The 25432-nt window shown below is 64.1% G+C and carries 20 protein-coding genes; 6 read left to right on the top strand and 14 right to left on the bottom strand.

Annotated elements, in window-relative coordinates; all coding sequences use genetic code 11:
• Window position 1: 1 nt before the first annotated feature.
• Entirely contained in the window at window positions 2-1018 is a 1017-nt protein-coding gene (locus AB5Y98_RS03230; RefSeq protein ID WP_368231321.1) for a lipoate--protein ligase A, read from the bottom strand.
• Window positions 1019-1455: 437 nt separating this feature from the next.
• Here AB5Y98_RS03230 and AB5Y98_RS03225 point away from each other — a divergent pair, with 437 nt between their 5' ends.
• Window positions 1456-3891: a diguanylate cyclase gene (locus tag AB5Y98_RS03225; RefSeq protein WP_368231320.1), complete on the top strand. Its 2436-nt coding sequence runs from the start codon at window positions 1456-1458 to the stop codon at window positions 3889-3891.
• Between the two features lie 69 nt (window positions 3892-3960).
• Here AB5Y98_RS03225 and AB5Y98_RS03220 read toward each other — a convergent pair whose 3' ends face one another.
• From AB5Y98_RS03220 to AB5Y98_RS03200, 5 genes are read right to left on the bottom strand one after another with little or no spacing between them, the layout of a single operon-like run.
• Window positions 3961-7146 carry an efflux RND transporter permease subunit gene (locus AB5Y98_RS03220; protein WP_368231319.1) on the bottom strand — a complete coding sequence of 1062 codons (3186 nt, stop codon included), beginning with the start codon at window positions 7144-7146 and terminating at the stop codon, window positions 3961-3963.
• Entirely contained in the window at window positions 7139-8188 is a 1050-nt protein-coding gene (locus AB5Y98_RS03215; protein ID WP_368231318.1) for an efflux RND transporter periplasmic adaptor subunit, read from the bottom strand. Before AB5Y98_RS03215 ends, AB5Y98_RS03220 begins: the two co-directional genes overlap by 8 nt.
• 36 nt (window positions 8189-8224) lie before the next feature.
• Complete coding sequence (locus AB5Y98_RS03210) at window positions 8225-8671, bottom strand: DUF6691 family protein (RefSeq protein WP_368231317.1); 447 nt, start codon at window positions 8669-8671, stop codon at window positions 8225-8227.
• 12 nt (window positions 8672-8683) lie between these two features.
• Entirely contained in the window at window positions 8684-9097 is a 414-nt protein-coding gene (locus AB5Y98_RS03205; protein ID WP_010633373.1) for a YeeE/YedE family protein, read from the bottom strand.
• Window positions 9097-9411, bottom strand: coding sequence for a helix-turn-helix transcriptional regulator (locus AB5Y98_RS03200; RefSeq protein ID WP_010633372.1), 315 nt, complete (start codon window positions 9409-9411; stop codon window positions 9097-9099). The genes AB5Y98_RS03205 and AB5Y98_RS03200 overlap by 1 nt, the downstream gene beginning before the upstream one ends.
• 88 nt (window positions 9412-9499) lie before the next feature.
• Between AB5Y98_RS03200 and AB5Y98_RS03195 the strand changes: the two genes are divergently transcribed.
• From AB5Y98_RS03195 to AB5Y98_RS03185, 3 genes are all read left to right on the top strand, one after another.
• A complete protein-coding gene (locus tag AB5Y98_RS03195; protein WP_005302992.1) occupies window positions 9500-9685 on the top strand; it encodes a DUF2892 domain-containing protein in 186 nt (61 codons plus the stop codon).
• A gap of 425 nt (window positions 9686-10110) precedes the next feature.
• Window positions 10111-10485: a hypothetical protein gene (locus AB5Y98_RS03190; protein ID WP_005302994.1), complete on the top strand. Its 375-nt coding sequence runs from the start codon at window positions 10111-10113 to the stop codon at window positions 10483-10485.
• Window positions 10486-10676: 191 nt separating this feature from the next.
• A complete protein-coding gene (locus tag AB5Y98_RS03185) occupies window positions 10677-11405 on the top strand; it encodes an MgtC/SapB family protein (protein WP_005302996.1) in 729 nt (242 codons plus the stop codon).
• A 61-nt stretch (window positions 11406-11466) separates the two neighbouring features.
• Here the strand turns inward: AB5Y98_RS03185 and AB5Y98_RS03180 are convergent, their stop codons facing one another.
• From AB5Y98_RS03180 to grpE, 8 genes are all read right to left on the bottom strand, one after another.
• On the bottom strand, window positions 11467-12477 hold the full coding sequence (locus AB5Y98_RS03180; RefSeq protein ID WP_017765699.1) for a substrate-binding domain-containing protein: 1011 nt from the start codon (window positions 12475-12477) through the stop codon (window positions 11467-11469).
• Window positions 12478-12504: 27 nt separating this feature from the next.
• On the bottom strand, window positions 12505-13920 hold the full coding sequence (locus AB5Y98_RS03175) for a glycoside hydrolase family 32 protein (protein WP_368231316.1): 1416 nt from the start codon (window positions 13918-13920) through the stop codon (window positions 12505-12507).
• Window positions 13920-15284 (bottom strand): sucrose-specific PTS transporter subunit IIBC, encoded by a 1365-nt coding sequence (locus tag AB5Y98_RS03170; RefSeq protein WP_005303002.1) that lies wholly within the window; start codon window positions 15282-15284, stop codon window positions 13920-13922. Before AB5Y98_RS03170 ends, AB5Y98_RS03175 begins: the two co-directional genes overlap by 1 nt.
• 81 nt (window positions 15285-15365) lie before the next feature.
• Window positions 15366-16322 (bottom strand): aminoimidazole riboside kinase, encoded by a 957-nt coding sequence (locus tag AB5Y98_RS03165; RefSeq protein WP_319906555.1) that lies wholly within the window; start codon window positions 16320-16322, stop codon window positions 15366-15368.
• Between the two features lie 115 nt (window positions 16323-16437).
• Entirely contained in the window at window positions 16438-17928 is a 1491-nt protein-coding gene (locus AB5Y98_RS03160) for a carbohydrate porin (protein ID WP_368231315.1), read from the bottom strand.
• A gap of 264 nt (window positions 17929-18192) precedes the next feature.
• Window positions 18193-19335, bottom strand: a complete 1143-nt coding sequence (gene dnaJ / locus AB5Y98_RS03155) for a molecular chaperone DnaJ (RefSeq protein ID WP_005303007.1) — start codon at window positions 19333-19335, stop codon at window positions 18193-18195.
• A 254-nt stretch (window positions 19336-19589) separates the two neighbouring features.
• The gene (gene dnaK, locus AB5Y98_RS03150; protein WP_005303009.1) at window positions 19590-21518 is read right to left on the bottom strand and encodes a molecular chaperone DnaK; all 1929 of its coding nucleotides are present in this window, start codon (window positions 21516-21518) and stop codon (window positions 19590-19592) included.
• A gap of 271 nt (window positions 21519-21789) precedes the next feature.
• Window positions 21790-22365, bottom strand: a complete 576-nt coding sequence (grpE, locus tag AB5Y98_RS03145) for a nucleotide exchange factor GrpE (protein ID WP_005303011.1) — start codon at window positions 22363-22365, stop codon at window positions 21790-21792.
• Window positions 22366-22631: 266 nt separating this feature from the next.
• Here grpE and nadK point away from each other — a divergent pair, with 266 nt between their 5' ends.
• Entirely contained in the window at window positions 22632-23516 is an 885-nt protein-coding gene (gene nadK, locus AB5Y98_RS03140) for an NAD(+) kinase (RefSeq protein WP_005303013.1), read from the top strand.
• 148 nt (window positions 23517-23664) lie between these two features.
• Window positions 23665-25329 (top strand): DNA repair protein RecN, encoded by a 1665-nt coding sequence (recN, locus tag AB5Y98_RS03135; RefSeq protein WP_005303015.1) that lies wholly within the window; start codon window positions 23665-23667, stop codon window positions 25327-25329.
• Window positions 25330-25432: the final 103 nt, after the last annotated feature.

Raw genomic sequence — 25432 nt, 5'->3', positions numbered from 1 at the left:
GTCAGCGCAGCGATGCCAGCAACCAGCGCGAGAATGCCTCCAGCTCGGTCTGCAGGGCCGGGAACTCGCCGCGCCATTGGCGCAACAACTCGTCGATGGCCTCCACCTGATAAGCCATCCCGGGCAAGCGCGCGGCCAGCGCATCCAGCGGGGCCGGCTCCAGGCTGTCGCTGAAGATCTGCGCCCGCCCTATCACCCCCTTCTCCACATCGAAGTGCAGTTCCACCCCACCCCAGCCGAAACGCTCGTCCAGCTGATGGCTGAAGGCGGGGGCGTGGCCGAAGTTCCACTCCCAGCTGCGTTGGCGGGCGAAGGTCTCGGCAAAGCCGGGCAAGTCTGGCAGCCGCTCTGGGGAGATGTGCTCGGGCTGTACCCGCTCGCCGTAGTGACTGAAGAAGGCCTCGCACAGGGCCTGACTCACCTGGCCATGGTCGATGCCCGGCAGCAGCTCGCCGAGGTTCGCCACCCGACTGCGCACCGAACTGATCCCCTTGGCCGCCAGCTTCTTGGGATCGGGGTTCAGGTAGTGGGCGAGCCGGCCAAGATCGGCATCCAGCAGCAGGGTGCCGTGGTGAAAGCCGCGATCATGGGTCTCCCGATAGGCCGAGCCCGACACCTTGCGCTCCCCGTCCGGGGTCGCCACCAGCAGATCGTTGCGACCGGAGGCGAAAGCCTCGACCCCGAGCCGCTTGAGCGCGTCCAGCACGATGGCGGTGGAAATGCTCTTGTCATACTCCGGCTTGCCCGCCATGAAGGTGAAGCAGCTGTTGCCAAGGTCGTGAAACACGGCGCCACCACCGCTGCTGCGGCGAGCCAGGGTCACCCCGTCCTCTTCCATACGGCGGGTATTGCACTCCTTCCAGGGGTTCTGGGCCCGGCCGATCACCACGGTATTGGCGTTGCGCCACAGAAACAGCACCCTCTGATGCGGGTCCATCTGGCGAAAAATGCACTCTTCCACCGCCAGATTGAACAAAGGATCGTGGGAGTCGGACAACAACAGACGCAATCGGGACATGAGAAGGCCTCATCGGGATGGGAGAACCGCTATCATACCACCCGGGCAGCAAGGATCCGCTTCCCCCCTCCCGCCAATAATTGACTCATAACGCAATAATCGCAGTTTCGACACATTTCGACAGCAAGTTGAAAGTATCCCGTGATACGGCGACACAGACTGACGCATTGCGCTAAAAAGAGCCCAAACACTCGCGCTTATTGAGGTAATCGACAATCAAATACGACTAAAATGCGACCATTTTTATAGGTCATATGGCTCCGTAATTCTTCGCTTAATTGCCAAAAATAACGAGCAGGAAGGCCAAATGTGATGAATGACACAGAAATCATTTTTTCTGTTACGCATCCCCTGTTATAGCGCCCTTTCGCCCCCTTGCGGGCAACAAGGAATTGTTTGACTCTAGGACGGACCATCGTCTCCCGAGAGGAATGAGTATGAGCGTCGTAAATTCCTCCCTTCATCGCCTGCTCTGGTACCTGCCAATGCTTGGTTCGGCGATGTTTTGCGCCTTTTTTTCACCGCCGTCGAAGGCGGTGATTGACAAGGTGACAGTGCAGTTGCCCTGGCAACACCAGTTCCAGTTTGCCGGCTATTACGCGGCCCAGGCCAAGGGTTTCTATCGAGCCGCCGGTCTGGATGTCACGCTGCGACCCGCCATGACCGGCACCGATGTGGTCAACGAGGTGATGTCGGGCAATGCCCAGTTCGGGATCAGCGGCAGCGATCTGCTGCTGGCCCGCGCCAGCGGCCAACCCATCGTGGTGCTGGCCTCCATGTTGCAGCACTCGCCACTGGTGCTGCTCACCCTGGAGCGACCCGACATTCGCCAGCCGGCGGATCTGGCGGGCAAGCGGCTGATGCTGGAGCCCGGCTCCCAGGAGCTGCAGATCTACCTCAATCGCCACACGCCGCCGGAGAGCTGGATAAAGCAGCCCTACCGGCAAGGCTTGAAGGCATTGCTGGCGGGCAAGACGGATGCCATCAGCGCCTACAGCACCACAGAGCCCTTCTATCTGGCCAAGATGGGCATCCCCTACCGGGTGTTCTCCCCCCGCAGCATCGACTTCGACTTCTATGGTGACAACCTGTTCACCTCGGAGCGCGAGCTGAACAGCCGGCCGGAGCGGGTCTATGCCTTCCAGCAGGCAACCCTCAAGGGGTGGCGCTACGCCATGGACAACCCGGCCGAGATGATCGACTGGATCGTGACCAACTACCCGAGCGGCGCCGGCCGTGATCTACTGCAGTTCGAGGCCGACACCACCCGGGAGCTGATGCAGCCCGATCTGGTCGAGCCCGGCTACATGCAGCCGGAGCGCTGGCAGCAGATCGCCAGGAACTACCTCGATGCCGGCCTGCTGTCGGCCCTGCCCGATCTGGAGCACTTCCTCTACAACCCGGATCGGGAGCGGATCCGCCAGCAGCGCCAGCTGCTCGACAAGAGCGTGGCGGTGGCCATGCTGATCACCCTCTCCCTGCTGACCCTGCTCGGCATCTTCTGCTACCTCTATCTGCGCCTGCGCCAGGAGGCGCGCGGCCGACAGCGACTGACCCGCGAGCTGGCCCAGAGCGAGCAGCACTACCGTTTCGTGGCGGAGAACAGTGCCGACGTCATCTGGACCATGGACACCACCACCCTGCGCTTTCGCTATGTCAGCCCTGCCATCCAGCCGCTCAGCGGTTACGACCCCACCGATGTGCTCACCCTCCCCCTCAGGCAGCTTATTCCGGAGACATCCAGAAAGCAGCTGCGCGCCGAGCTGAGCGGCTCCCTCGCCGCCTGGCAACGCGGCGATCACGAGCAGACCCGCTGTGTCATTCGTACCCAGCTGCGTCACAAGGAGGGACATCTGGTGGCCACCGAGACCATCACCACCCTGCACGGCAACGAGCAGGGCCAGCCCGATGCGATCCTCGGGGTCACCCGCGACATCACGGAGCGGGCCGCCAGGGAGGAGATGATGCGCCGGCTCGCCTTCTACGACCCGCTCACCAACCTGCCCAACCGCCGCCTGCTGCAGCAGCGGCTGAAGGAGGTCATGGAGGGCAAGGTGGCCCAGCTCGCCCTGTTGTTCATCGATCTCGACCACTTCAAGCCAATCAACGACACCTTCGGTCATGAGACAGGTGACGTGCTGCTCAACATGGTGGCCGAGCGGATGCGCCACTGCGTGCGGGAGCGGGATCTGGTGGCCCGCCTGGGCGGGGACGAGTTCGTGATCCTGCTGCCCGATACCGGTGACGAGGCGCTGACGGTGGCCGACCACCTGCACCAGCGCCTGCGCCACCCGTTTCGCATCGACGAGGAGCAGGAGCTGCGCATCTCCAGCAGCATAGGAGTGGCCCTCTACCCGGAGCATGGCACCGACCCCAAGACCCTGATGCACCACGCCGATCAGGCCATGTATCAGGCCAAGGGACGAGGGCGCGGCCGGGTCTGTCTCTATACCGCCGGGCTGGATCCGGAACAGGGCTCGCTGGTGTGGCAGAGCAGCCACGAGTGTGGCCACCCGCGCATCGATGCCGAGCATCGCCAGCTGTTCGTGCTGACCAACCGGCTGCTGGAGCACATGAAGGATCAGCAGGAGCACCCCGCCCTGTTTCTGGAGTGCATGGAGAATCTGTTCGACGTGGCACGCCACCACTTCACCTTCGAAGAGCAGGTGCTGGCCGAGCTGGGTTACCCCGAGTTCACCAGCCACCAGCAAGACCACCAGCTGCTGCTGCAAAAGGCTGACCAGCTGATGACCGCCGCCAGGGCGGGTACCCTTGGCAACGACGAGTTGCTCAACTTCATCATTCAGGAGCTGGTGGTCGGCCACATGAGCCAGGCCGACCGGCGCTACTTCCCGCTGATGAAGGGGCGCTGAGCCCCGCCAGCCGGCATATCTCCTCCCTGAACGTGTGAAACGAGAAGGGCCACCCGGGTGGCCCTTCTGTCATTGTGCGCCCGGCACATCTGCCGTGCCCCCCTCCGCCCGGCGCGACATCAGGCTGTAGTAGAGCAGCGGGATCACCACCAGGGTGAGCAGGGTGGAGACCAGAATGCCGAAGATCAGGCTGATAGCCAGCCCGTTGAAGATGGGATCATCGAGGATAAACAGGGCTCCGATCATGGCCGCCAGCGCCGTCAGCAGGATGGGCTTGGCCCGCACCTGAGCGGCGCCGATCACCGCCTGCTCGAACGCCATGCCGGCGCTGCGCTGCTGCTCGATGAAATCCACCAGCAGTATGCTGTTGCGCACTATGATCCCGGCCAGGGCTATCATGCCAATCATCGAGGTGGCGGTGAACTGGGCCCCCAGCAGGGCGTGGCCCGGCATCACCCCGATCAGGGTGAGCGGGATGGGGGCCATGATGATGAGCGGCACCAGATAGGAGCGGAACTGGGCCACCACCAGCAGGTAGATAAGGATCATCCCTACTCCGTAGGCAATGCCCATGTCGCGGAAGGTCTCGTAGGTGATCTTCCACTCCCCGTCCCACAACAGCGCCACCTCTCCCAGCTTGTCGGGCTGCTGCACGTAATACTGGGACAGAGTGATATCGGCTCCGGCGGCAAACATGCCGTAGAGCGGGCTGTCGGCATGGCCCCCCATGTCGGCCACCACCATCACCATGGGCCGCATGTTCTTGTGCATGATGTAGCTGGGCGCCACCTCGTCACGGCGGCTCACCAGCTCGGAGACCCGGATGAGCTGGCCGCTCTGACTGCGCACCTTGAGCGCCAGGATGCCAGCCAGATCCCGCTTGTCGCCGGGGGCGAGCTCGACACGGATCGGTATCGGGTACTTGGTGCCCTGACCATGAAACCAGCTGGCATCCTGATAGCCGACGCCGCCGTTGAGGGTGGCCACCAGATCGCCGAGATCGACCCCGAAGCGGGCCGCCTTGCTGCGATCCACCACCAGCCGCCACTTGGGCTGGGGGTCGGTCAGATAGATGTCCACATCCACCAGATCCGCCGTCGCCACGAAGCGGGCCTCTACGGCGCGCGCCGCCGCTTCACGCAGCTCCGGCGTGGGGCCATACACTTCGGCGACGATGGGTGACCAGACCGGCGGGCCTGGGGGCACTTCTACCACCTTGAGATTGCCTCCTGCCGCGCTGGCGATGGCCTGCAGCGGCGCCCGCACCGACTGGGCAATCTGGTGGCTGCTGCGATGGCGATCGTGTTTGTCTACCAGATTGACCTGAATATCCCCCAAGTTGGCGCCACTGCGGATGAAGTAGTGGCGCACCAGTCCGTTGAAGTTGATGGGGGCGGCGCTGCCGGCGTAAATCTGGTAATCCCGCACCTCGGGCACCCTGGCCAGCTCCCGACCCACCGCCAGCAGGGTGCGCTCGGTCTGCTCCAGGGTCGCTCCCTCCGGCATGTCGAGCACCAGCTGGAATTCCGACTTGTTGTCGAAGGGGAGCATCTTGAGCACCACCCACTGCACCACGGGCATGGCGGCCGCTCCCGCCACCAGCAGCAGAATGACCAGCCAAAGCTTATGTCTCGCTCTTTTGGCACCCGCCCCCATCAGGAAGGGGGTCATCAGCCGGTGAAAGAGGCCCGCCCTGGCCTCGCCGTGGGCGACATGCCCCTCGCGCTTGAGCAGGTGATTGGCCAGCCAGGGGGAGAAGATAAAGGCCACCAGCAGCGAGATAAGCATCCCCATGCTGGCATTGATGGGAATGGGGCTCATATAGGGGCCCATCAGGCCGCTGACAAACGCCATCGGCAGCAGGGCCGCGATCACGGTCAGGGTCGCCAGTATGGTCGGCCCCCCCACCTCGTCCACCGCGCCCGGAATAAGGTCCCTGAGGGAGCCCTTGCCAAGGCCGCGATGGCGGTGGATGTTCTCCACCACCACGATGGCGTCATCCACCAGGATGCCGATGGAGAAGATAAGGGCAAAGAGGGACACCCGGTTGAGGGTAAAGCCCCACGCCCAGCTGGCAAAGAGGGTCAGTGCCAGGGTGATGACGATGGCGATGCCCACCACCAGCGCCTCGCGCCAGCCCATGCTCACCAGCACCAGCAGCACCACCGCGGTGGTGGCGAAGATGAGCTTGCCGATGAGGGTGTTGGATTTGGTCTCGGCGGTGACGCCATAGTCCCGGGTCACCGTCACCTCGACGCCGGCCGGGATGAGCCGGTTCTTGAGACTCTCGACCCGGGCCTCCACCCGCTTGGCCACCTCCACCGCGTTCTGCCCCGGCTGCTTGCCGATGGCCAGGGTCACCGCCGGATAGCTCTGCTCACCCTGCCCCATCCAGCTGCGCTGCACCGGGGTCTCCTCCCCAAGCGCCACCTGGGCCACCTCGCCGAGGTAGACCGGCTTGCCATCGTGCAGGCCCACCACCAGCTCGCGGGCCTCCTGCTCGTTTTGCAGGAACTGCCCCACCTGCACCTTGATCTCCCGGTTGTCCTGCACCACGGCCTGCTCGTTGCCCGCCTGGTTGGCGGCGGCGAGCCGCTGGCTGAGCTCGCCCCAGCTGATGCCGTGGGCGCTGAGGGCGGCCGGATCCGACATCACCCGCAGCACGGCGCGCTGGCCGCCCAGGCTGTAGATATCGCGGGTGCCGGGCAATCGCTTGAGCTCGGTCTCCAGCTCGTGGGCGACCCGGGTCAGCTCGGCGGCCCCCAGCTGCTTGCCCCAGAGCGTCAGGCTGACGATGGGCACATCGTCGATCCCCCTGGGTTTGACCAGCGGCTGGCCGACGCCAAGCCCCTGGGGCAGCCAGTCCCGGTTCGAGTCGAGCTGGTTGTTGAGATCCACGATGGCCTGCTCACGGCTCACCCCCACCTTGAACACCACCACCAGCAGGGCGCCGTCCGGGCGAGAGAAGGAGTAGAGGGTATCAATACCCTTTATCTGGGAGACCACCTGCTCGGCCGGGGTGGTGACGAGGGATTCGACCTCGGCGGGGCTGGCGCCCGGGAAAGGGATATAGACGTCGGCGAAGGTGACATCGATCTGCGGCTCCTCCTCCTTGGGGGTTACCAGCACCGCAAAGAGGCCGAGCAAGAGCCCCACCAGCGCCAGCAACGGTGTGATGGCCGAGCCCTGAAACAGGGCCGCCAACCGGCCGGCTGGCCCCAGTTTGTTCTTGCTGTCGTGAGCGTCGTTACTCATGGGCCACCGCCTGCTGGCGCGCCCAGCCATCCGGAGCCACCCGATCGCCGCTCTGGACGCCCGCCAGGATCTCGCACTGCCCTGCCTGGCAATGGCCGACCCGCACCGGCGTCAGCACCCAGCGCTCTCCTTCCTTCAGGTAGAGACCGCTGAACTCACCCTGCCGCAGCAGGGCCTGCTCCGGCACCTGCAGCAGCTGACATTCGCCCTGTTTGAGCTGCACCTTGAGCCACATGCCGGGCAGCACCCCCGCCGTGCTCGGCGGCAGATCGAGGCGCAGCCGAAAGGCGTGGCTCTGGCTGTCGGCATAGTTGAAGCGGGTCAGTTTGAGGGGGGTAACGGCCCTGCCATCCGGCAGCAGCACCTGCGCATCCGACGGCTGGCCGGCGAGGGCCAGCGCGGACTGGGGCAGCTCCACCTCCACCCGCAGGGCATCAAGGGAAAAGCCGGAGAGCAGCGGGGTACCGGGGGCCACTGTCTCCCCCAGCTCCACCAGTCGCTTGGTGACGACCCCGGCGTAGGGGGCGAGGATACGGGTATAGCCGTAGGCCTCCCGGGCCTGGGTGAGGGCGGCCTCGGCGGCGTTCACCTCGGCGCGGGCAGATCTGTCGCTCGCCAGGGCGCTGTCGAGCTGGGCGCGGGTGATCACCCCCTTGGCAATCAGCGCCTGGAAGCGGGCGAGCTGGCGCTCGGCTTCCACCTGCTGGGCCTGGGCCCGGGCCAATCGCGCCTCGGCGCCGGTCACGGCGGCAAACTGCTCCTTGCCGCTGATCTCCAGCAGGGGCTGTCCGGCCACCACCTCATCGTTCACATCCACCAGCATGCGGGAGACCCGACCGCCGGTCTGGGCCGCCACCGTCCCCTGATGGATGGCACTGACGGTGCCATCCAGGGTGAGCCAGTCGGTCACCTGACGGGGAGCCAGAGTCAGGGTCGCCTCGCCATTCGCCTCGGCAGACCATGCCGTCGACAGCGTCATGGGAGAGACAAGCGCAGAGGTCACGGCCAGCAGGATGGCCCCCGGCAAGCGGATCGGTTCCATGATAGTCCTCCTTCCCCGGCAGCGGGGGCAATCCATTCAGGCGGAGCGAACGTGGCAGCGCTTCTCCCGCACCTTCACCAGGACCCGATCAACCAGCAAGATCCCGGCCACCATGGCGGCTACGAACAACAATATCATGGGCTGGCCACTGGAAATGAGACTCAAGGCAGGCCCCGGGCAGATCCCCACCAATCCCCAACCTATGCCGAACAGGGCAGATCCCCCGATGAGGCGGCGATCCAGCTTGGTGGCAGGCACCACAGCCATGGGCTCTCCCAGCAGGCTCAGGCGCCGTGGCTTCACCAGCAAGAAATATCCCGGCATGAAGACCAGCAGGGCACCCCCCATCACGAATCCCAGGCTGGGATCCCAGGCGCCGGCCAGATCGAGAAAACCGGTGACCCGGGCGGGGTCTATCATGCCTGAGATGGCCAGACCCAGACCAAACAGCAAACCGGCGAGCAGACTTGTCAACAAGGTCATCGCAATAGCCTCCTAGAAGAGATGATGAGTCAGAAACACGGTCAGCACACCGGTTGCCATGAAGGTGAGGGTCGCCACTATGGAGCGCACGGAGAGCCGCCCCATGCCGCAGATGCCGTGGCCACTGGTGCAGCCATTGCCAAAACGCGTGCCGATGCCCACCAGCAGACCGGCCAGCAGCACCAACGGCCAGGCGGGCAGTGCGGTGAATGCAGGCATGCTGGCCCAACCCAGCGTCAGTGCCAGCCAGGCCCCCGCTCCCAACCCCAGCAGGAAGAGCAGTCGCCACGGCGCCCTGTGTTGCAGCGCACCGGCCAGGATGCCGCTGATCCCGGCCACCCGGCCGTTGCACAGCATCAGGATCAGGGCCGCGAGCCCCACCAGCATGCCGCCCCCCAGGGAGAGCAGCCATTGGCTTTCCATCATCAAGATTCCTTATTTTCTGAGTGACAAAAATGGGTTTGCAGCGCCGCCAGCACATCGGCGGCCGCCTCGCTCACCAGCGAGTAGTAGATCTGCTGGGAGACCTTGCGCGAGCGGACAAGACCCTGGCGCTTCAATACCGACAGTTGCTGGGAGAAGGCCGACTGGCCTAGCTGGCTGCGGGCCAGCAGCTCCCCGACTCCCTTCTCCCCCTCCACCAACTGACAGAGCACCATCAGGCGTTCGGGATGAGCCAGCGCCTTGAGCAGGGAGGCGGCGGCCGTCGCGTGTCTGTTCATCTCGTCGAATTGGCTCATGGGAGTAAATTAGCAATTGCTGATATTTGGTTCTATTGTATAAAGTGACACTAAATTAGCAATATCTAAATTAACTAAGGAGAAGGTCATGACAGTAGAAAACGGAGTAAGAGTGGTCGCGGGCTGCATGCTGTTGCTGTCGCTGCTGCTCACCGCCTGGGTGCACCCGGGCTTTGTCTGGCTGAGCGTCTTTGTCGGGGTCAACCTGATCCAGAGCGCCTTCACCGGCTTCTGCCCGGCCGCGATGATCCTCAAACGGCTGGGGCTGAAATAGCGGCGCGCCAAGGTAGAGAAAAACCTGCCATCTGGGGCGAGATGGGGGGGCGGGGCATCTCGCCGCCCTCCTATGGCCACGGAGGTAGCCAGCCGGCCCCGACTATTGACGAACTTGTATCTAAATGTTGCTAAATGGGCGATGAGGCTTTACCCCACCGCTCTGGATGAGTACCATCAGGCCGTCCATCAACAGCGGAGACCATCAGTGGGCAACTCATCAAGTGACAGTTGTAGACCGACCCTCGTCGTCGGTACCCGGGTCGCGAGCTAGCCGCAGGTCATCCTCTGCCGCATGCTCGCAGCCCTGCGAGAAGCGGAAATCCACTCCCCTCTTCTCTTTTTACACTTGACGTCTGGTGACCATTGGCCAAAAGCCATGGCCGCCATGCCTGCATAGTTTCTGCTTCCCACAAGGAGGCTGCTATGCGTTTTATTTCAACCCTGTCCGTAACCAACCGGACTCACCCCCTGCTGAGCAGACTGGGTCGCGGCCTGTTGCCGCTCTGGCTGCGTGGCAAGGAGCGCCAGCACCACTACCGGCTGCAGATCCGTTGCGAGGATCGGGCCGACATGGAGCAGGTGCTGGATCTGGTGAACCACACCCTGCAACCGGCGGGCCTGCACCCCCTGCAGTCCCTGCGACCCGGTCGCAGCGGCGGGCGGGAGCTGGTGCTCAATCTGCACTGCACCCCGCCCCAGCGGCGCTATCTGGTGCAGTTCGTGCACCAGGTGGGGGTACATCACCCGGTTCGCTGGGAGCTGCATCCGCGCCGCGACCCTGAACCGGCGCTCAATTGAGCAAGCCATAACCGGGGCCAGCCACGCTGGCCCCTTTCAATCCGTTTCGCAGCCCAGCCCGCCATCCTGCATGGCCGGGTCGGGCTTTCCGTGCGTTTTTTCGATGAGGTGATGGCCTTCACGCACGGGGATCAGGCAAGGGAACCCTCGCCCGCCTTCAGGAAGGCCATCTGCAACAGAAGGAGTACGCCATGAGAATGTGGCAACAATTGGACATGATTTCCCTGCTCGACACCCTGGCCAGCCTGCTGCTCGCCTTCGTGCTCGGCAGTCTGGTGGGGCTGGAGCGTCAGTACCGCCAGCGTACCGCGGGCCTGCGCACCAATGTGCTGGTGGCGGTGGGCGCGGCCCTGTTCGTCAACCTGGCCCAGCGCATCTATGACCTGCACGGCGGCACCTACGGGGTGGTGCACGTGGTGGCCTACATCGTCTCCGGCATCGGTTTTCTCGGCGCCGGCGTCATCATGCGCGAATCCGGCAACATCCGCGGCATCAACACCGCCGCCACCCTGTGGGGAGTGGCCGCGGTCGGTGCCGCCAGCGGGGCCGGGCTGGCCATGGAGGCGATCCTCGGCGCCCTGTTCGTGCTGGCCGCCAACACCCTGCTGCGCCCGCTGGTGAACCAGATCAACCGCCGCCCGGTGGACAACACAGACACAGAGGTGACCTACCGCGTCACGGCCCTCACCCAGCGCGAATACCAGAAGGAGGTGCTGCACTGGCTGGAAGAGATGCTGGAGCAGGCCAACTATCCGCTGAGCGAGCTCGACATCGAGCCCTTCGGCGAGCGGGATCTGGAGATATCCGCGGTGCTGCTGGCCACCTCCATCGATGGCGACGAGCTGGACGCCCTGATGGTGAAGCTCGGCATCCACCCTCACATCAAGCAGGTGTTCTGGCGCGCCAGCACCACGGATTGAGGCGAGCCCTCGCCCCACAGCAAAAAGCCCCGCACTGGCGGGGCTTTTTCATCTTTCCGGGTTAGCGGCGGCTGCGCCAGCGCACCCTGGGGGGGATGACCTGGGCGGTCTGGGTGGGGGGATTGCCCGCGATAAGCTGTTGCATCAGCTCGAAGGCGGCGCGAGCCAGGGCCGGGCAGTCCTGGGCCACCGAGTCGATGCGCATGGGGATGCAGTCGAGCAGGTCATGATCGTCGAAGGTGCACAGCCGCATGCCCGTCTCCATCAGCCCCGCCTCGTTGAGGTAGCGCAGCACCCCTTCGAGCAGGGTGAAGGAGGCGGTGAAGAGCCCCTTGGGTGGCGCGCCGAGCTCGGCCACCAGCTCGGCCATCAGCTGATAACCCGAGCTTGGCTGGTAGTCGCGGTGACGGACCCGGTCTGATGTGGCCTCCAGTCCGGCGCGGTGCAGCCCCAGCTCGTAACCCGCCAGCCGGTGGCGGCTGGGGGAGAGATCCAGCAGGCCGCCGAAGTAGTAGATCTCCTCTCCACAGCCGGCCGCCATGTCCTGTACCAGCTCGGCGGTGGCCTTGCAGGCATCCGAGATCACCATGGGCAGGCGCGACTCGCCGATGTGGCGGTCGAGCTGCACCACCGGCAGACGGTCGTGAATGCGGGCATAGATGTCGTCGCTGTGGCCGCTCGAGGCGACGATAAGGCCGTCCACCTGACGGCTGATAAGGTTGTCCACCACCCGCTGCTCCAGGGTGGGGTCATCCTCCGAGCAGGCGATGAGCAGCTGGATCCCCGCCTCCCGGCAGTGGGCCTCCAGGGCCCGGGCGATGCTGGCGAAACCGAAGTTGGTGAGGTCGGGGATCACCAGTCCCCAGGTGTAACTGCGCGTCTCCCGCAGGGAGCGGGCATGGATGCTCGGCTGGTAGTGGCACTCGTCCGCCACCGCCTGGATCCGCTTGCGAGTGTCGTCGGCGATGCGGTACTCCGCACTCTTGCCGTTGAGCACCAGGCTGGCGGTGGCCTTGGAGACCCCCGCGAGCGTGGCTATCTGGGCAATCGTGATCCGTTTCTTCTTCTCCACCTGACCTCCCGGCAAACTGACACCGGGCTATTGTACAAGGCAGGCCGCCAGCGGCCAGTGATCGAGGCAAATTTTGCTGTCATCACCGTCACAACGTGCGGAAAGTATTGGGTTTTCACCGGGGAAATAGCGGGTAGACAGGGTCTGGCGACCGCCATCCACGAAGCACTCCAGACTGGAGCGATCGCACAAGACGGTGATGCTCCCCCCAAGCCAGGGGCAGGATCGCTCCTCCCACTCCCCGCTCTGCCAGTTCTGACGACGCAGGACAAGACGCCCCGGCTGCCACACCAGCTCGGCCACGGCGCCGAACCCGAGGCGCCCCTCCCCGCTCAAGGCCAGGTCCAGCCAGGCCGAGTCGATGGCCAGGGCTGGCAGCTCGCCCGGCGCCCCCTCGAAGCGAGTCGGCTCCCCCTTCAGCGTCTCTATCTCCGCCACCGGCCGCTGACAGAGCCAGTCGTCCTGCCAGAACAGCTCCCGCGGGCAGCTCATCTGGTGGATCCAGCCGTGCCCGAGGGTAGGCTGGCTCATCTCGTTCTCCTCCGGCAATCCCAGCCAGGCGAACAGCAGACGCCGCCCCTGGCTGTCCTGGGTGGTCTGGGGCGCATAGAACTCGAAGCCTCGGTCCAGCTCGTGGAAGGCCCCGTGCTCGAACTGTGTGCCATCGAAGTCGCCCGCCAGCCAGCCACACTGGTAGAGGTTGCGATAATCCTCCCCTTGGGGCGCTATGCCCTGGGGGCAGCTGATCAGCACATGGCGCTCACCAAGAGCAAACAGATCTGGGCACTCCCACATATAGCCGAACTCGCCAAGGCCCCCGCGCCCACTGCCGGCGATGGGGCCGACCAGGGTCCAGGCCGCCAGGGTGTCACCGCGATAGAGCAGCACTTCCCCCTTGTCATCCAGGGTGCGGGCCCCCAGCACCATCAGCCACTGCCGGCCGTCGTGCCACACCTTGGGGTCGCGCACATGGCCGCTGTAGCCTGCGGGCAATTCCAGCACGGGCCCCAGCTTGGCAAAGCCCCCCATGCCGTCGGCGCGGGCCAGGCACTGGTAGGCAGTGCGGCTACCGTCCGCGTACTTGACGTTGCCGGTGTAGATGAGGGTCAGGCGCCCCTGCTCGTCGCTCACCGCCGAGCCGGAGTAGCAGCCGCTCTGCTCGTAGGGCTCGATGGGCAGCAGGGCCGGCAGCTCGTGCTGCCAGTGCAGCAGGTCGGTGGAGGTGACGTGGCCCCAACCCTTGTTGGCGTGTACGCAACCCAGCGGGTTCCACTGGTAGAAGAGGTGGTAGCGCCCGTCGTGCTCGATAAAGCCGTTGGGATCGTTGAGCAGCCCCACCGGGGCTGCCAGGTGCCAGCGGGGCCGATGGGGATCGGCCGCTGCCTTGAGCTGGCCGGCCAGCAGGGACCGGACAACCTGCTTGAGGAGATGGCTTTCCTTCATCACTCCACCTTGTACTTGAGCAGGTAGGAGGCGGCGAAGGCGGCGCCAAAGGCGATCACCAGGCCGATGACGTAGTGGATGAGGCTCATGGGCTGGACGATGGCCATGCCCGGAATGCCGGTCAGACCCACCGCCGTCATCCCCACCTTGGCCGCCACCACGTAGGCGCCGCCGCAGGCCCCGCCGAACAGACCGGCCAGGAAGGGCTTGATGTAGCGCAGGTTGACCCCGAAGATGGCCGCCTCCGTGATGCCGAGCAGGCAGGACATGGCCGCCGGCACCGTGATGGCCTTGATCTTCACGTCGCGGGTCTTGAAGTAGACCGCGAGACAGGCGCCGCCCTGGGCCACGTTGGCCATGGCCCAGATGGGCAGCAGGAAGTTGACGCCGATGGCAGGGTTCGCCAGCAGGCCCGCCTCGATGGCGTGGAAGCTGTGGTGGATGCCGGTGATGACGATAAGCGAATAAGTCCCGCCAAACACCAGACCCGCCAGCCAGCCCGCCTGTTCATAGAGGGCGCTCAGGCCGAACGAGATGCCATCCCCCAGCACCCGCCCGGCGGGGCCGATGAAGAGCAGCGCCACGAAGCCGGTGATGATGACGGTCAGAAACGGCGTGAGGATGAGATCCAGGGCGTCGGGGACGCGCCTTCTCAGCTGTTTCTCCAGGTGGGACATGAACCAGACCGCCAACAGCACCGGGAAGACAGTGCCCTGATAGCCGATCATGGCCACGTCCAGCCCGAAGAAGTCCATGGTCTTGAAGCCCCCCGCCACGCCCCAGGCGTTGGTGAGGGCCGGGTGGGTGAGAATGCCACCCAGCGTCGCCCCCAGATAGGGGTTGCCGCCGAATTCGCGCGCCGCGGTGAACCCGATGAGGATGGGCAGGATGACGAAGGCCGCCGAGCTGAACATGTCCAGCATGATGAAGAGGGCGCTGTCGGCGTTGACCCAGCCATAGGTGCGCACCATGCCGAGCAGCCCCATCAGCAGGCCGGAGGCGACGATGGCCGGAATGATGGGCACGAAGATGTTGGAGAGGGTCCGCGCCAGGCGCTGGGCCACGTTGAGCTTGGCCGCCGCCAGGTCGGTCAGCTCCGCCTTGCTGGCGGTGCCGGCGCCGGTCAGCGCCACGAACTCCGCATGGACCTTGTTGACCAGGCCGGTGCCGAAGATCACCTGGATCTGGCCGGCGTTGCTGAAGCACCCCTTGACCCCCTCCAGCTTGTCGATGGCGGCCTTGTTCACCTTGCTGTCGTCCGCCAACACCAACCGCAGCCGGGTGGCGCAGTGGGCGGCGCTGACGATGTTCTCCTTGCCCCCGAGCAGGGGCACCAGATCCTTGGCTATCGCACTGATATTCATAATCTTCCTCTTATGGCCCGCCGTCGGCAGGCCCTTGTCACATGAGAGTAGGGTCTGTCGACCCGCGGCTCTAGCCGCGGATCAACAGCCGCTTGCACCCGATCGCAAAAATTCATCCAGCCGGGTGCGGGTGGGCAGTGCCGTCATCGCCCCCTTGGCGGTGGTAGCCAGCGCCCCGCAGCCGTGGGCCCGGGCCAGGATGGCGGGCAGCTCATCCAGAGCGGGCAGCGAGGTCCGTTCGGCCAGGGCCGCCAGCAATCCGGCGACGAAGGCATCCCCCGCCCCCGTGGTATCGAGTGGCGTCACTTTGGGCCCCACCCACTCCAGCAGCTCGCCACCCAGACGGGCCACCACCCCCCCCGCCCCCCGGGTCACCAGCACCAGGGCCGGGCCTGAAATGGTGGCGAGCCCCGCAGCCAGATCGTCCAGACCGCTCAGCAGCTGCAGCTCCTCCAGCGAGAGCTTGACCACGTCCGCGAGGGCGATGGCCTCGCGCACCACGGGCAGCATCTCGGCCGGGTTGCCCCACACCTCGGGCCTCAGGTTGGGGTCGAAGCAGACCCGCCCCCCGACAGCCTTGATGGCCGCCATGGCTTGCAGACAACTGCCGCGTACCGGCTCGTTGGCGAGCGCGATGGAGCAGGTCAGCAGCCACTGCCCGGCCTGGAAGACCGGCAGATCGGTGGGGGTCAGGAACTGATCCGCGCTGGGCCTCACCATAAAGGTGAAGCTGCGCTCCCCTGCCTCATCGAGCTCCACCAACACCGTGCTGGTACTATGGGCCGGATCCAGGATCAAGTGACGGGTGTCGACCCCTTCGCTGGCCAGGGTGTCGGCCATAAAGCGGCCGAAGGGATCGGCGCCGACCCGGCCGATAAAGGCCGACTCTCCGCCAAGCCGGGCCACCCCGACCGCCACGTTGGCTGGCGCGCCCCCCGGACACCTGAGGTAGTGCTGCCCCCCTTCCGGGATCAAGTCCACCACCGCATCCCCCATTACCCACACACGATTCGTCACCTTGCTACTCCACTGCTGCATCGGATCGACAGTCAAACCCGGACTCTGTTTTGTTGGTTGGTATTATCAGCTAAACCGTTTTAGCCAACCAACAGATCCCGCCGCCGGCTGCCATTTTTGTGATCGGGATAACGAACTAGAACCAGGTTTCCATCTGCACGCCAAAGTTCCACTCGCCCCCGGCGGTGAAGTTGCTCTGACCCATGGCATCGGTGCTGGCGTAGTGGTCGAGCTCGGAGGACCAGTCCATCCAGGTGGCGAATACCCGCAACTCGGGCCGCTCGAAGAAGCCGGCGGTCTGCGCCTTGAAGGTGGGGGCGAAGGTGAGCTTGGTGAAGTCGCCACTCACCGCCTGACGCCCCTTGTAGCCCTTGGGATCGAGATCCATGTACTGCCAGGTGGCCTCGTAGACCAGCTCGACGTTCTGGCTCAGCACCTGGGCCAGCCGGCCATTGAGGGTCACCCAGCGGTACTCGTCCCCCTTCACGTAACGATCCTTGCTCTGCTCGGCCAGCAGGGCCGGGGCGACACGCCAGCGGGGCGCGAGATCGGTGGCGCCAAACACGGCGACTCGCACCGCATCGGCGTCCGCCAGCAGCTCGCTGTCGGAACCCAGCCCCTTGAGCTCGGCACCCAGGCCGTGGCCATACAGCACGGCCGCCTTGGAGAAGCCGGGGTTGATGCCAAAGAAGCTGTCGGCGTGGTAGGCCAGCAGGGTGTGCGCCCCCTTGTTCGCCGCCTCGCTGCCGGCACCACCGTCGTTGATGCGCGCCTCGTTGTCCTTGGCCGACAGGCCGTTCACCATCCACTGCCAGTTGCCGACGCGGTTGTTCATGGTGAGGATGTAGCTCTCGATGTCGGAGAGACCGCTCGCGCTGATGTCGCCGTAGTCGCGCCCGTAGAGGGAGAAGTTCGCCTTCCAGCTGTCAGCCAGCTGCACGTCGTAGACGCCGCCGCCGGTGCCGGCCAGGAACACCACGTCCGAGTCAAGCCAGTGGATGTCGAAGTTGTCCCGATCGAAGCGCTTGCCCGCCCACAGCACAGCATGCTTGAAGGGACCGTCGAAGCTAGCCAGATCGCCGATCTCGGCAAACACCTGGCGGGTGTTGAGGCTGGAATCGCTGGCGGTCCAGTCGTTGCTGGTCTCCACCCCGTCCGCCAGCATCAACTTGTAGCGGGCCCAGCTGCCATCGGCGAAGGTCTGGGTCTTCAGCAGGTTGGCCTCCATGTAGGTGTCATCCTCGTTGCCAAGGCGACCCACGGCGCCGCCCACCGAGCCGGCCGGGGTGATGTAGGGGCCGCCGCGACCGCCGTTGCCATTGCCATTGACCAGCAGGCCCGAGCGGGCATAGCCGTGGAACTCGAAGCCCTGAGCCCCGGCGGTCTGCTTGTCCACCTTCTCGCTCTGGGCCTTGGCCACCACGGCCGTCTCGCGGGCTTCGTTTGCCTTGCTCTGGGCCTCATCGGCCCGCGCTTCGGCGGCGTTGGCGCGCGCCTCGGCCGCCTGCACCCGCGCCTCCAGCGCCGCCAGACGGGCCTCGATACCGCCATCCGCCGCCCACAGCGGGCTGCTCATCCCCAATCCCAGCGCTACCGCCAGCGCCAACTTGTGCTTGCACATCGTCATCGTCCTCACCTGTCATCTGTCGCCCGGTCGGGCCTGTTGTTATCGACGACGAGAGCATAGCTAAACCAATTTAGCTAACTCAATACATCAGCTAAACCGTTTCAGCTTAAGTGTGAGCGGGATAACATTCGTACAGCAGGAATTGGCGGAAGTTGTGAGGAAGATCCCTCATCGGGATCCACTCAATAAGCGGGGGATCTTGCTAAAGCTGGGGCAAAAAAAGAGCCGGCACAGGGCCGGCTCTTGATTTCTGGGTCGCGAACATCAGCTGGTCAGATCGTCGAAGAAGCGTTTCACCCCTTCGAAGAAGCCTTCCGATTTCGGCTTGTGAGTCTTGGCGGCGGCACCGCTGAAGGATTCATCCAGCTGGCGCAGCAGCTCTTTTTGCTGCTCGGTCAGCTTGACCGGGGTCTCCACCACCACCTTGCACATCAGATCCCCCACCTGGCCGGAGCGCACGGACTTGACGCCCTTGCCCCGCATGCGGAACATCTTGCCGGTCTGGGTCTCAGGGGTGACCTTGAGCTTGACCCGGCCATCCAGGGTCGGCACTTCGATCTCGCCGCCGAGGGCTGCCGCGGTAAAGCTGATGGGCACTTCGCAGTAGAGGTTGTTGCCGTCACGCACGAAGATCTCGTGCTCCTTGACGTGCACCTGTACGTACAGATCGCCCGCCGGTGCGCCGGCCTCCCCCGCTTCCCCTTCGCCGGAGAGGCGGATGCGATCGCCGGTGTCGACGCCAGCCGGGATCTTGACCGACAGGGTCTTGGTCTTCTGGTAGCGCCCTTCGCCATGGCACTTGCGGCACGGATCCTTGATGATCTTGCCGCGACCGTGACAGTGCGGGCAGGGCTGCTGCACTGCAAAGAAGCCCTGACGCATCTGTACCTGGCCGGAGCCGTGGCAGGTCGGGCAGGTCTGGGCAGAGCTGCCGGTGTGAGCACCGGAGCCGTTGCACACTTCGCAGTGGACCAGAGTCGGTACCTTGATCTCCTTGGAGACCCCGCGCACCGCCTCTTCCAGGGTCAGCTCCATGGTGTAGCGCAGGTCGGAGCCACGGGCCGGACCGCGACGGCCACCACCACGACTGCCACCGAAAATATCGCCAAACACGTCGCCGAAGATGTCGCCGAAATCGGCGCCACCGCCAAAGCCGCCGTGGCCACCGCCACCCTGGCTCTGATCCACGCCGGCGTGGCCGTACTGGTCATAGCGGGCACGCAGGTTGGCATCGGTCAGGATCTCGTAAGCTTCCTTGACCTCTTTGAACTTCTCTTCGGCACCGGCATCCCCCTGGTTGCGATCAGGGTGATACTTCATGGCCAGACGCTTGTACGCCTTCTTGATCTCGCGCTCGTCGGCATCTTTCGATACCCCCAGCACTTCGTAGAAATCGCGCTTCGACATACTTATCCTGTTGCTATATCAGCAGTTACGCAGACGGGCGTTGGTTACCCAACGCCCGTAAATTCATTGACGAATCTGCTCACACTCTTACTACGAAGCCGTGATCAAGGCTCATGTGCTGCTCGGAATCCTCATGTATTCACATACACTCCGGTTCCTGCGCTGCGCTTTACCTTGCTGACGGCCTCTCGTGACAGACCGTGAACAGATTCTGAGCCGATGGGCGAAGCGGACTTCGCCCATCTGGGTCGGGCTTATTTCTTGTCGTCTTTCACTTCTTCGAACTCGGCGTCGACCACGTCGTCGTCAGCCTTGGCGGAAGAGGAGGACTGACCGGCGTCAGCACCGGCGGCGCCTTGCGCCTGAGCCTGCTGCTGGGCAATCTCCATCAGCTTCTGGGACGCTTCCAGCAGTGCCTGCTGCTTGGCCTCGATAACGGCCTTGTCGTCGCCCTTGATGGCGGTTTCCAGCTCGCTCAGTGCAGCTTCGACCTTGGTCTTGTCGTCGGCAGGCAGGGCTTCACCGGCTTCGGTAACCTGCTTGCGCACGGAGTGGACCAGACCATCAGCCTGGTTGCGGGCCTGCACCAGCTCTTCGAACTTCTTGTCCTCGGCCGCGTTGGCTTCGGCTTCACGTACCATGCGCTCGATCTCGTCATCAGACAGACCAGAGGAGGCCTGGATGGTGATCTTCTGCTCCTTGTTGGTCTCCTTGTCTTTGGCGGAGACGTGCAGGATGCCGTTGGCGTCGATGTCGAAGGTCACTTCGATCTGCGGCAGACCACGCGGTGCCGGACGGATGCCTTCCAGGTTGAACTGGCCCAGAGACTTGTTGTCGCTGGCGCGCTTACGCTCACCCTGCAGCACGTGAATGGTCACGGCAGACTGGTTGTCTTCGGCAGTGGAGAACACCTGGGACTTCTTGGTCGGGATGGTGGTGTTCTTCTCGATAAGCGCAGTCATCACGCTGCCCATGGTTTCGATACCCAGGGAGAGCGGGGTAACGTCCAACAGCAGAACGTCGGTCTTGTCACCGGACAGCACGGCACCCTGGATGGCAGCACCCATGGCCACGGCTTCGTCCGGGTTGACGTCTTTGCGCGGCTCTTTGCCGAAGAACTCGGCAACGGTCTTCTGAACCAGCGGCATACGGGTCTGACCACCCACCAGGATGACGTCGTCGATCTCGCCAACCGCCAGACCGGAGTCTTTCAGGGCGACACGAACCGGCTCCAGAGAGTCCTTCACCATGTCTTCCACCAGGGATTCCAGCTTGGCGCGGGTCACCTTGATGTTCATGTGCTTCGGACCGGTGGCATCGGCAGTGATGTACGGCAGGTTGACGTCGGTCTGCTGGGCAGAAGAGAGCTCGATCTTGGCCTTCTCGGCGGCATCTTTCAGACGCTGCAGGGCCAGCTGGTCGTTGCGCAGGTCGATGCCCTGCTCGCGCTTGAACTCGTCAACCAGGTAGTTGATGACGCGGTTGTCAAAGTCTTCACCACCCAGGTGGGTGTTACCGTTGGTTGCCAGTACTTCGAAGGTGGTCTCGCCTTCCACTTCGTCGATCTCGATGATGGAGATGTCGAAGGTACCGCCACCCAGGTCATAAACGGCAACCTTGCGCTCACCCTTGACCTTGTTGACGCCGTAGGCGAAAGCCGCGGCAGTCGGTTCGTTGATGATACGTTTTACATCCAGACCGGCGATGCGACCGGCATCCTTGGTAGCTTGACGCTGGGCGTCGTTGAAGTAGGCCGGTACAGTGATGACCGCTTCGGTGACCGGCTCGCCCAGATAGTCTTCGGCGGTTTTCTTCATCTTTTTCAGCACTTCGGCAGAGATCTGCGGCGGTGCCATTTTCTTGCCTTTCACCTCGACCCAGGCGTCACCGTTGTCGGCCTTGGCGATGGCGTACGGCATGATTTTCAGGTCACGTTGTACTTCGTCATCTTCGAAACGACGGCCGATCAGACGCTTGATGGCGAACAGCGTGTTCTTCGGGTTGGTGATGGCCTGACGCTTGGCCGGCTGACCAACCAGGATTTCGCCGTCATCGGCATAGGCAATGATGGACGGAGTAGTACGGTCGCCTTCCGCGTTCTCGATCACGCGAGCATGGTCGCCATCCAGAATAGCGACGCAGGAGTTGGTAGTACCCAGGTCAATACCGATGATTTTACCCATTTGACGAATCTCCAAATACTTTGAATAAACTGGCGAGGGGCTCGCCTTAATGCGTTAACGGCTAGGTGGGGCCTGCCAATCTGGCTTTCAAGCTCCCGGCATCAAATTTTTTGTGCCGCCGTGGCCTTGCATCCTATATGGGGTCGCAAGTGGCCACTTCAAGCCCCGCCCTGCAAAAACCCCACCTTTTGTCATGGCCGGGCCATGACGCACCGCAGGGATACACAACAAAAAGCCCGCCAAGCGGCGGGCCTGGGCATCAAGCACCGACTCAGTCGACGGCCTTGGATACCATGACCATGGCCGGACGGATCACGCGACCGTTCAGCTCGTAGCCTTTCTGCATCACGGCGATGACGGTGTTCGGCGCCACGTCGGCACTCGGCACCATGCTCATCGCCTGATGGGCGTTGGGGTCAAACGGCTGGTTGGTCGGATCCAGCGCCGCCAGACCGAACTTGGCCACGCCGCTCTGCATGGATTTCAGGGTCAGCTCGACCCCTTCGATCATCGGCTTGAGGGCGTCGTTTTCCTTGTCGGCCAGCTCGATGGCGCGTTCCATGTTGTCCAGCACCGGCAAGAGCTCGGCGGCGAACTTCTCCAGCGCGAACTTGTGCGCCTTCTCCACGTCCTGCGCCGCGCGACGACGCAGGTTCTCCATCTCGGCGACGGCACGAATGGCGCGCTCGCGCTCTTCGGCAGAGGCTTGCTGGGCAGCTTCCAGCTGCGCCTCCAGCTCGGCAATGCGGGCCTGCTCGGCTGTCACTTCACTGTCTACATCGGTCGGCTCGACTGGCTGGGCTTCCACTTGCTCCATCGCTTCAACCTTTTGTTCTTCGTGGTTCATGACATCTCCAATTGCGGGTTACTTATGAGGGCCCGTTCTCCGGTTGCGCGACCGGACGGCAACGGGCCGACTATGTTGGCGCTATTATGGGGATGGATCCCCGGCTTTCAAGGGGAAAAGGGCGCCATTATCGCCAAGGAGGTGAAGCGACAGGCAATTTACGGCGTTTTCCCGCCCCATGGCGCAAGCGGACACGCCGGCAGCAGACAAATCCCCCCCAAAGCGCGGTATACTCCCCCCAATACTCATCCCAGACCCGACAGACCATGGATTCTCCGTTCAAAACCATCGCCCTGATTGGCAAGCCCCACCACGAAGGGGCCAACCAGACCCTGACCGGCCTGCATCAATACCTGACCACCCGCGGTTTTCGGGTGCTGGTAGAGAGCCGGGTGGCCCACGCCCTCGGCATCATGGACGAGAACGTGATGGACCTGGTGCAACTGGGCCAGCAGGCGGATCTCGCCATCGTGGTCGGTGGTGACGGCAACATGCTGGGGGCCGCGCGGGTACTGTCGCGCTTCGACGTGGCGGTGATCGGGGTAAACCGGGGCAACCTCGGCTTTCTCACCGATCTCTCGCCGCAGGATTACCTGCTGCCGCTGGAGCAGGTGCTGTGCGGCCACTACAAGAGCGAGCACCGCTTCCTGCTGGAGGCGGCGGTCTATCGCCACGGCGAGCGCAAGTCCAACAACCTGGCGGTCAACGAGGCGGTGCTGCACCCGGGCAAGATTGCCCACATGATCGAGTTCGAGGTCTACATCGACGGCAGCTTCATGTACAGCCAGCGCTCGGACGGCATCATAGTGGCCACCCCCACCGGCTCCACCGCCTACTCATTGTCGGCAGGGGGCGCCATCCTCACCCCCAAGCTCAACGCCATCACGCTGGTGCCCATGTTCCCGCACACCCTGAGCAGCCGCCCCATCGTGCTGGACGCCGACAGCGAGGTGCGGCTGCTGGTCTCACCGGACAATCAGGACGACGCCATGCAAGTGAGCTGCGACGGTCAGGTGACCCTGGCGGTCCACCCGGGGGACGAGATCCTCATCAAGAAGAGCAGCCACAAGCTGCATCTGGTGCATCCGCTCGATTACAGCTACTTCCACGTGCTGCGCAACAAGCTCGGCTGGGGCAGCAAGCTGTTCTGATCCCCAGCCCTGCACTCCATCTCCCTCACAAAACGGTCCCTGGCGCGGGCCGTTTTGCATTCCGTCCCGCGGCGACATCTTTACTGTATGGAAAACCAGTATATACTGGATGCATACACAGTAATGTTGGCCCATACAGGATGAGACCATGCTGACCCAGCTGACCGTCAACAACTTCGCCATCGTCAAGTTTCTCGAACTCGATCTGCAACCGGGCATGACCTGCATCACGGGTGAGACCGGGGCGGGCAAATCCATCGCCATCGATGCCCTGGGCCTGTGCCTGGGGGAGCGTGCCGAAGCGGGCATGGTGCGACCGGACAGTGACAAGAGCGAGGTCAGCGCCCGCTTCCTGCTGGACGGCAACCCGGCCGCTCGCGCCTGGCTGGCCACCAACGAGCTGGAAAACGAAGGGGAATGCATAGTGCGGCGGGTCATCTCTGCCGAGGGGCGCTCACGCAGCTACATCAACGGCGTGCCCGTGCCCCTCACCCAGCTCAAGAACCTGGGCCAGCTGCTGGTCAACGTCCATGGCCAGCATGCCCACCAGATGCTGCTCAAACCCGATTACCAGCTCGCCCTGCTCGATGGCTACGCCGGCCACCATCTGCTGCTCGATGAGGTGCGCCGCCACTACCAGCAGTGGCGCCAGCTGCAGAACGAGCTCAACCGGCTCAAGGCCGAGCAGCAGCAACGGGAGGCCCGCCGCCAGCTCATCGAATACCAGGTGCAGGAGCTGGACGAGTTCGCCCTGCAACCGGGGGAGTTTGAAGAGATTGAAGAGGAGCACCAGCGCCTGGCCAACGGCACCGAGCTGATGCAGGAGTGCGGCGCCTGTCTGGATCTGCTCTATGACAACGAGGAGACCACCATCGCCGGTCTGCTGCAGACTGTCGTCGATCGGGCCGAGGGGCTGGTCGCCATGGACAGCCGGCTGGGCGACGTGCTCGGCATGCTCAACGAGGCCCTGATAGGAGTGCAGGAAAGCCACAGCGAGCTGCGCAGCTACCTGGACCGGCTGGAGCTGGATCCAGAGCGCTTCAACGAGCTGGAGAGCCGCCTCTCCAAAGCCATCAACCTGGCCCGCAAGCACCATGTCAAACCGGCCGAGCTGGCCCTGCACCATCAGGAGCTGGCCGCCGATCTGGCGCGCCTCAACTCAGACGAAGAGCGGCTGGAGGGGATGGAAGACGAGCTGGCCGAGGCCCGCCAGGCCTTCGTGCAGGCCGCCGAGGCCCTGAGCCAGAGTCGCCAACGCTATGCCGAAGAGCTCGGCGCCAAGGTGAGTGCCAGCATGCACGAGCTGGCGATGCCGGACGGCCGCTTCGCCATTGAGGTGCGCCCCGATGCCCAGAGCAGCCTGTCACCGCTCGGCATCGACCGGGTGGAGTTCATGGTCACCACCAACCCGGGCCAGCCCATCCAGCCACTCGGCAAGGTGGCCTCCGGCGGCGAACTGTCGCGTATCAGCCTCGCCATCGTGGTGATCAGCGCCCGCAAGATCTCGACGCCGACCCTCATCTTCGATGAAGTGGACGTGGGGATCAGTGGCCCCACAGCCGCCGTGGTAGGACGCCTGCTGCGCCAGCTGGGTGAATCGACCCAGGTGATGGTGGTCACCCACCTGCCCCAGGTCGCAGGCAAGGGGCACCAGCACATGGTGGTGAGCAAGCACACCGACGGCAAGACCACCGAAACCCAGATGCAGGCGCTGGATCAAAGTGCCCGTCTCAACGAGCTGGCCCGTCTGCTGGGGGGCGATCAGATCACCGACAACACCCTGGCCAACGCCCGCGAACTGCTGGCCTGCTGAGGCAAAGGTCAGCCAGCTGCACGCGGGGCTTACTCATCAGGTTCCCCGCGTAATCCCGCCTGCTGGTGACGGCGGTTTGCGGCGCCGCGGCGGGTACATCATC

The sequence above is a fragment of the Aeromonas sp. s3 genome, assembly GCF_040907805.1.
GTDB lineage: Bacteria > Pseudomonadota > Gammaproteobacteria > Enterobacterales > Aeromonadaceae > Aeromonas > Aeromonas dhakensis.
Note: the sequence above shows the minus strand (reverse complement) of the source record. Positions and strands in the feature narration are given on the sequence as shown.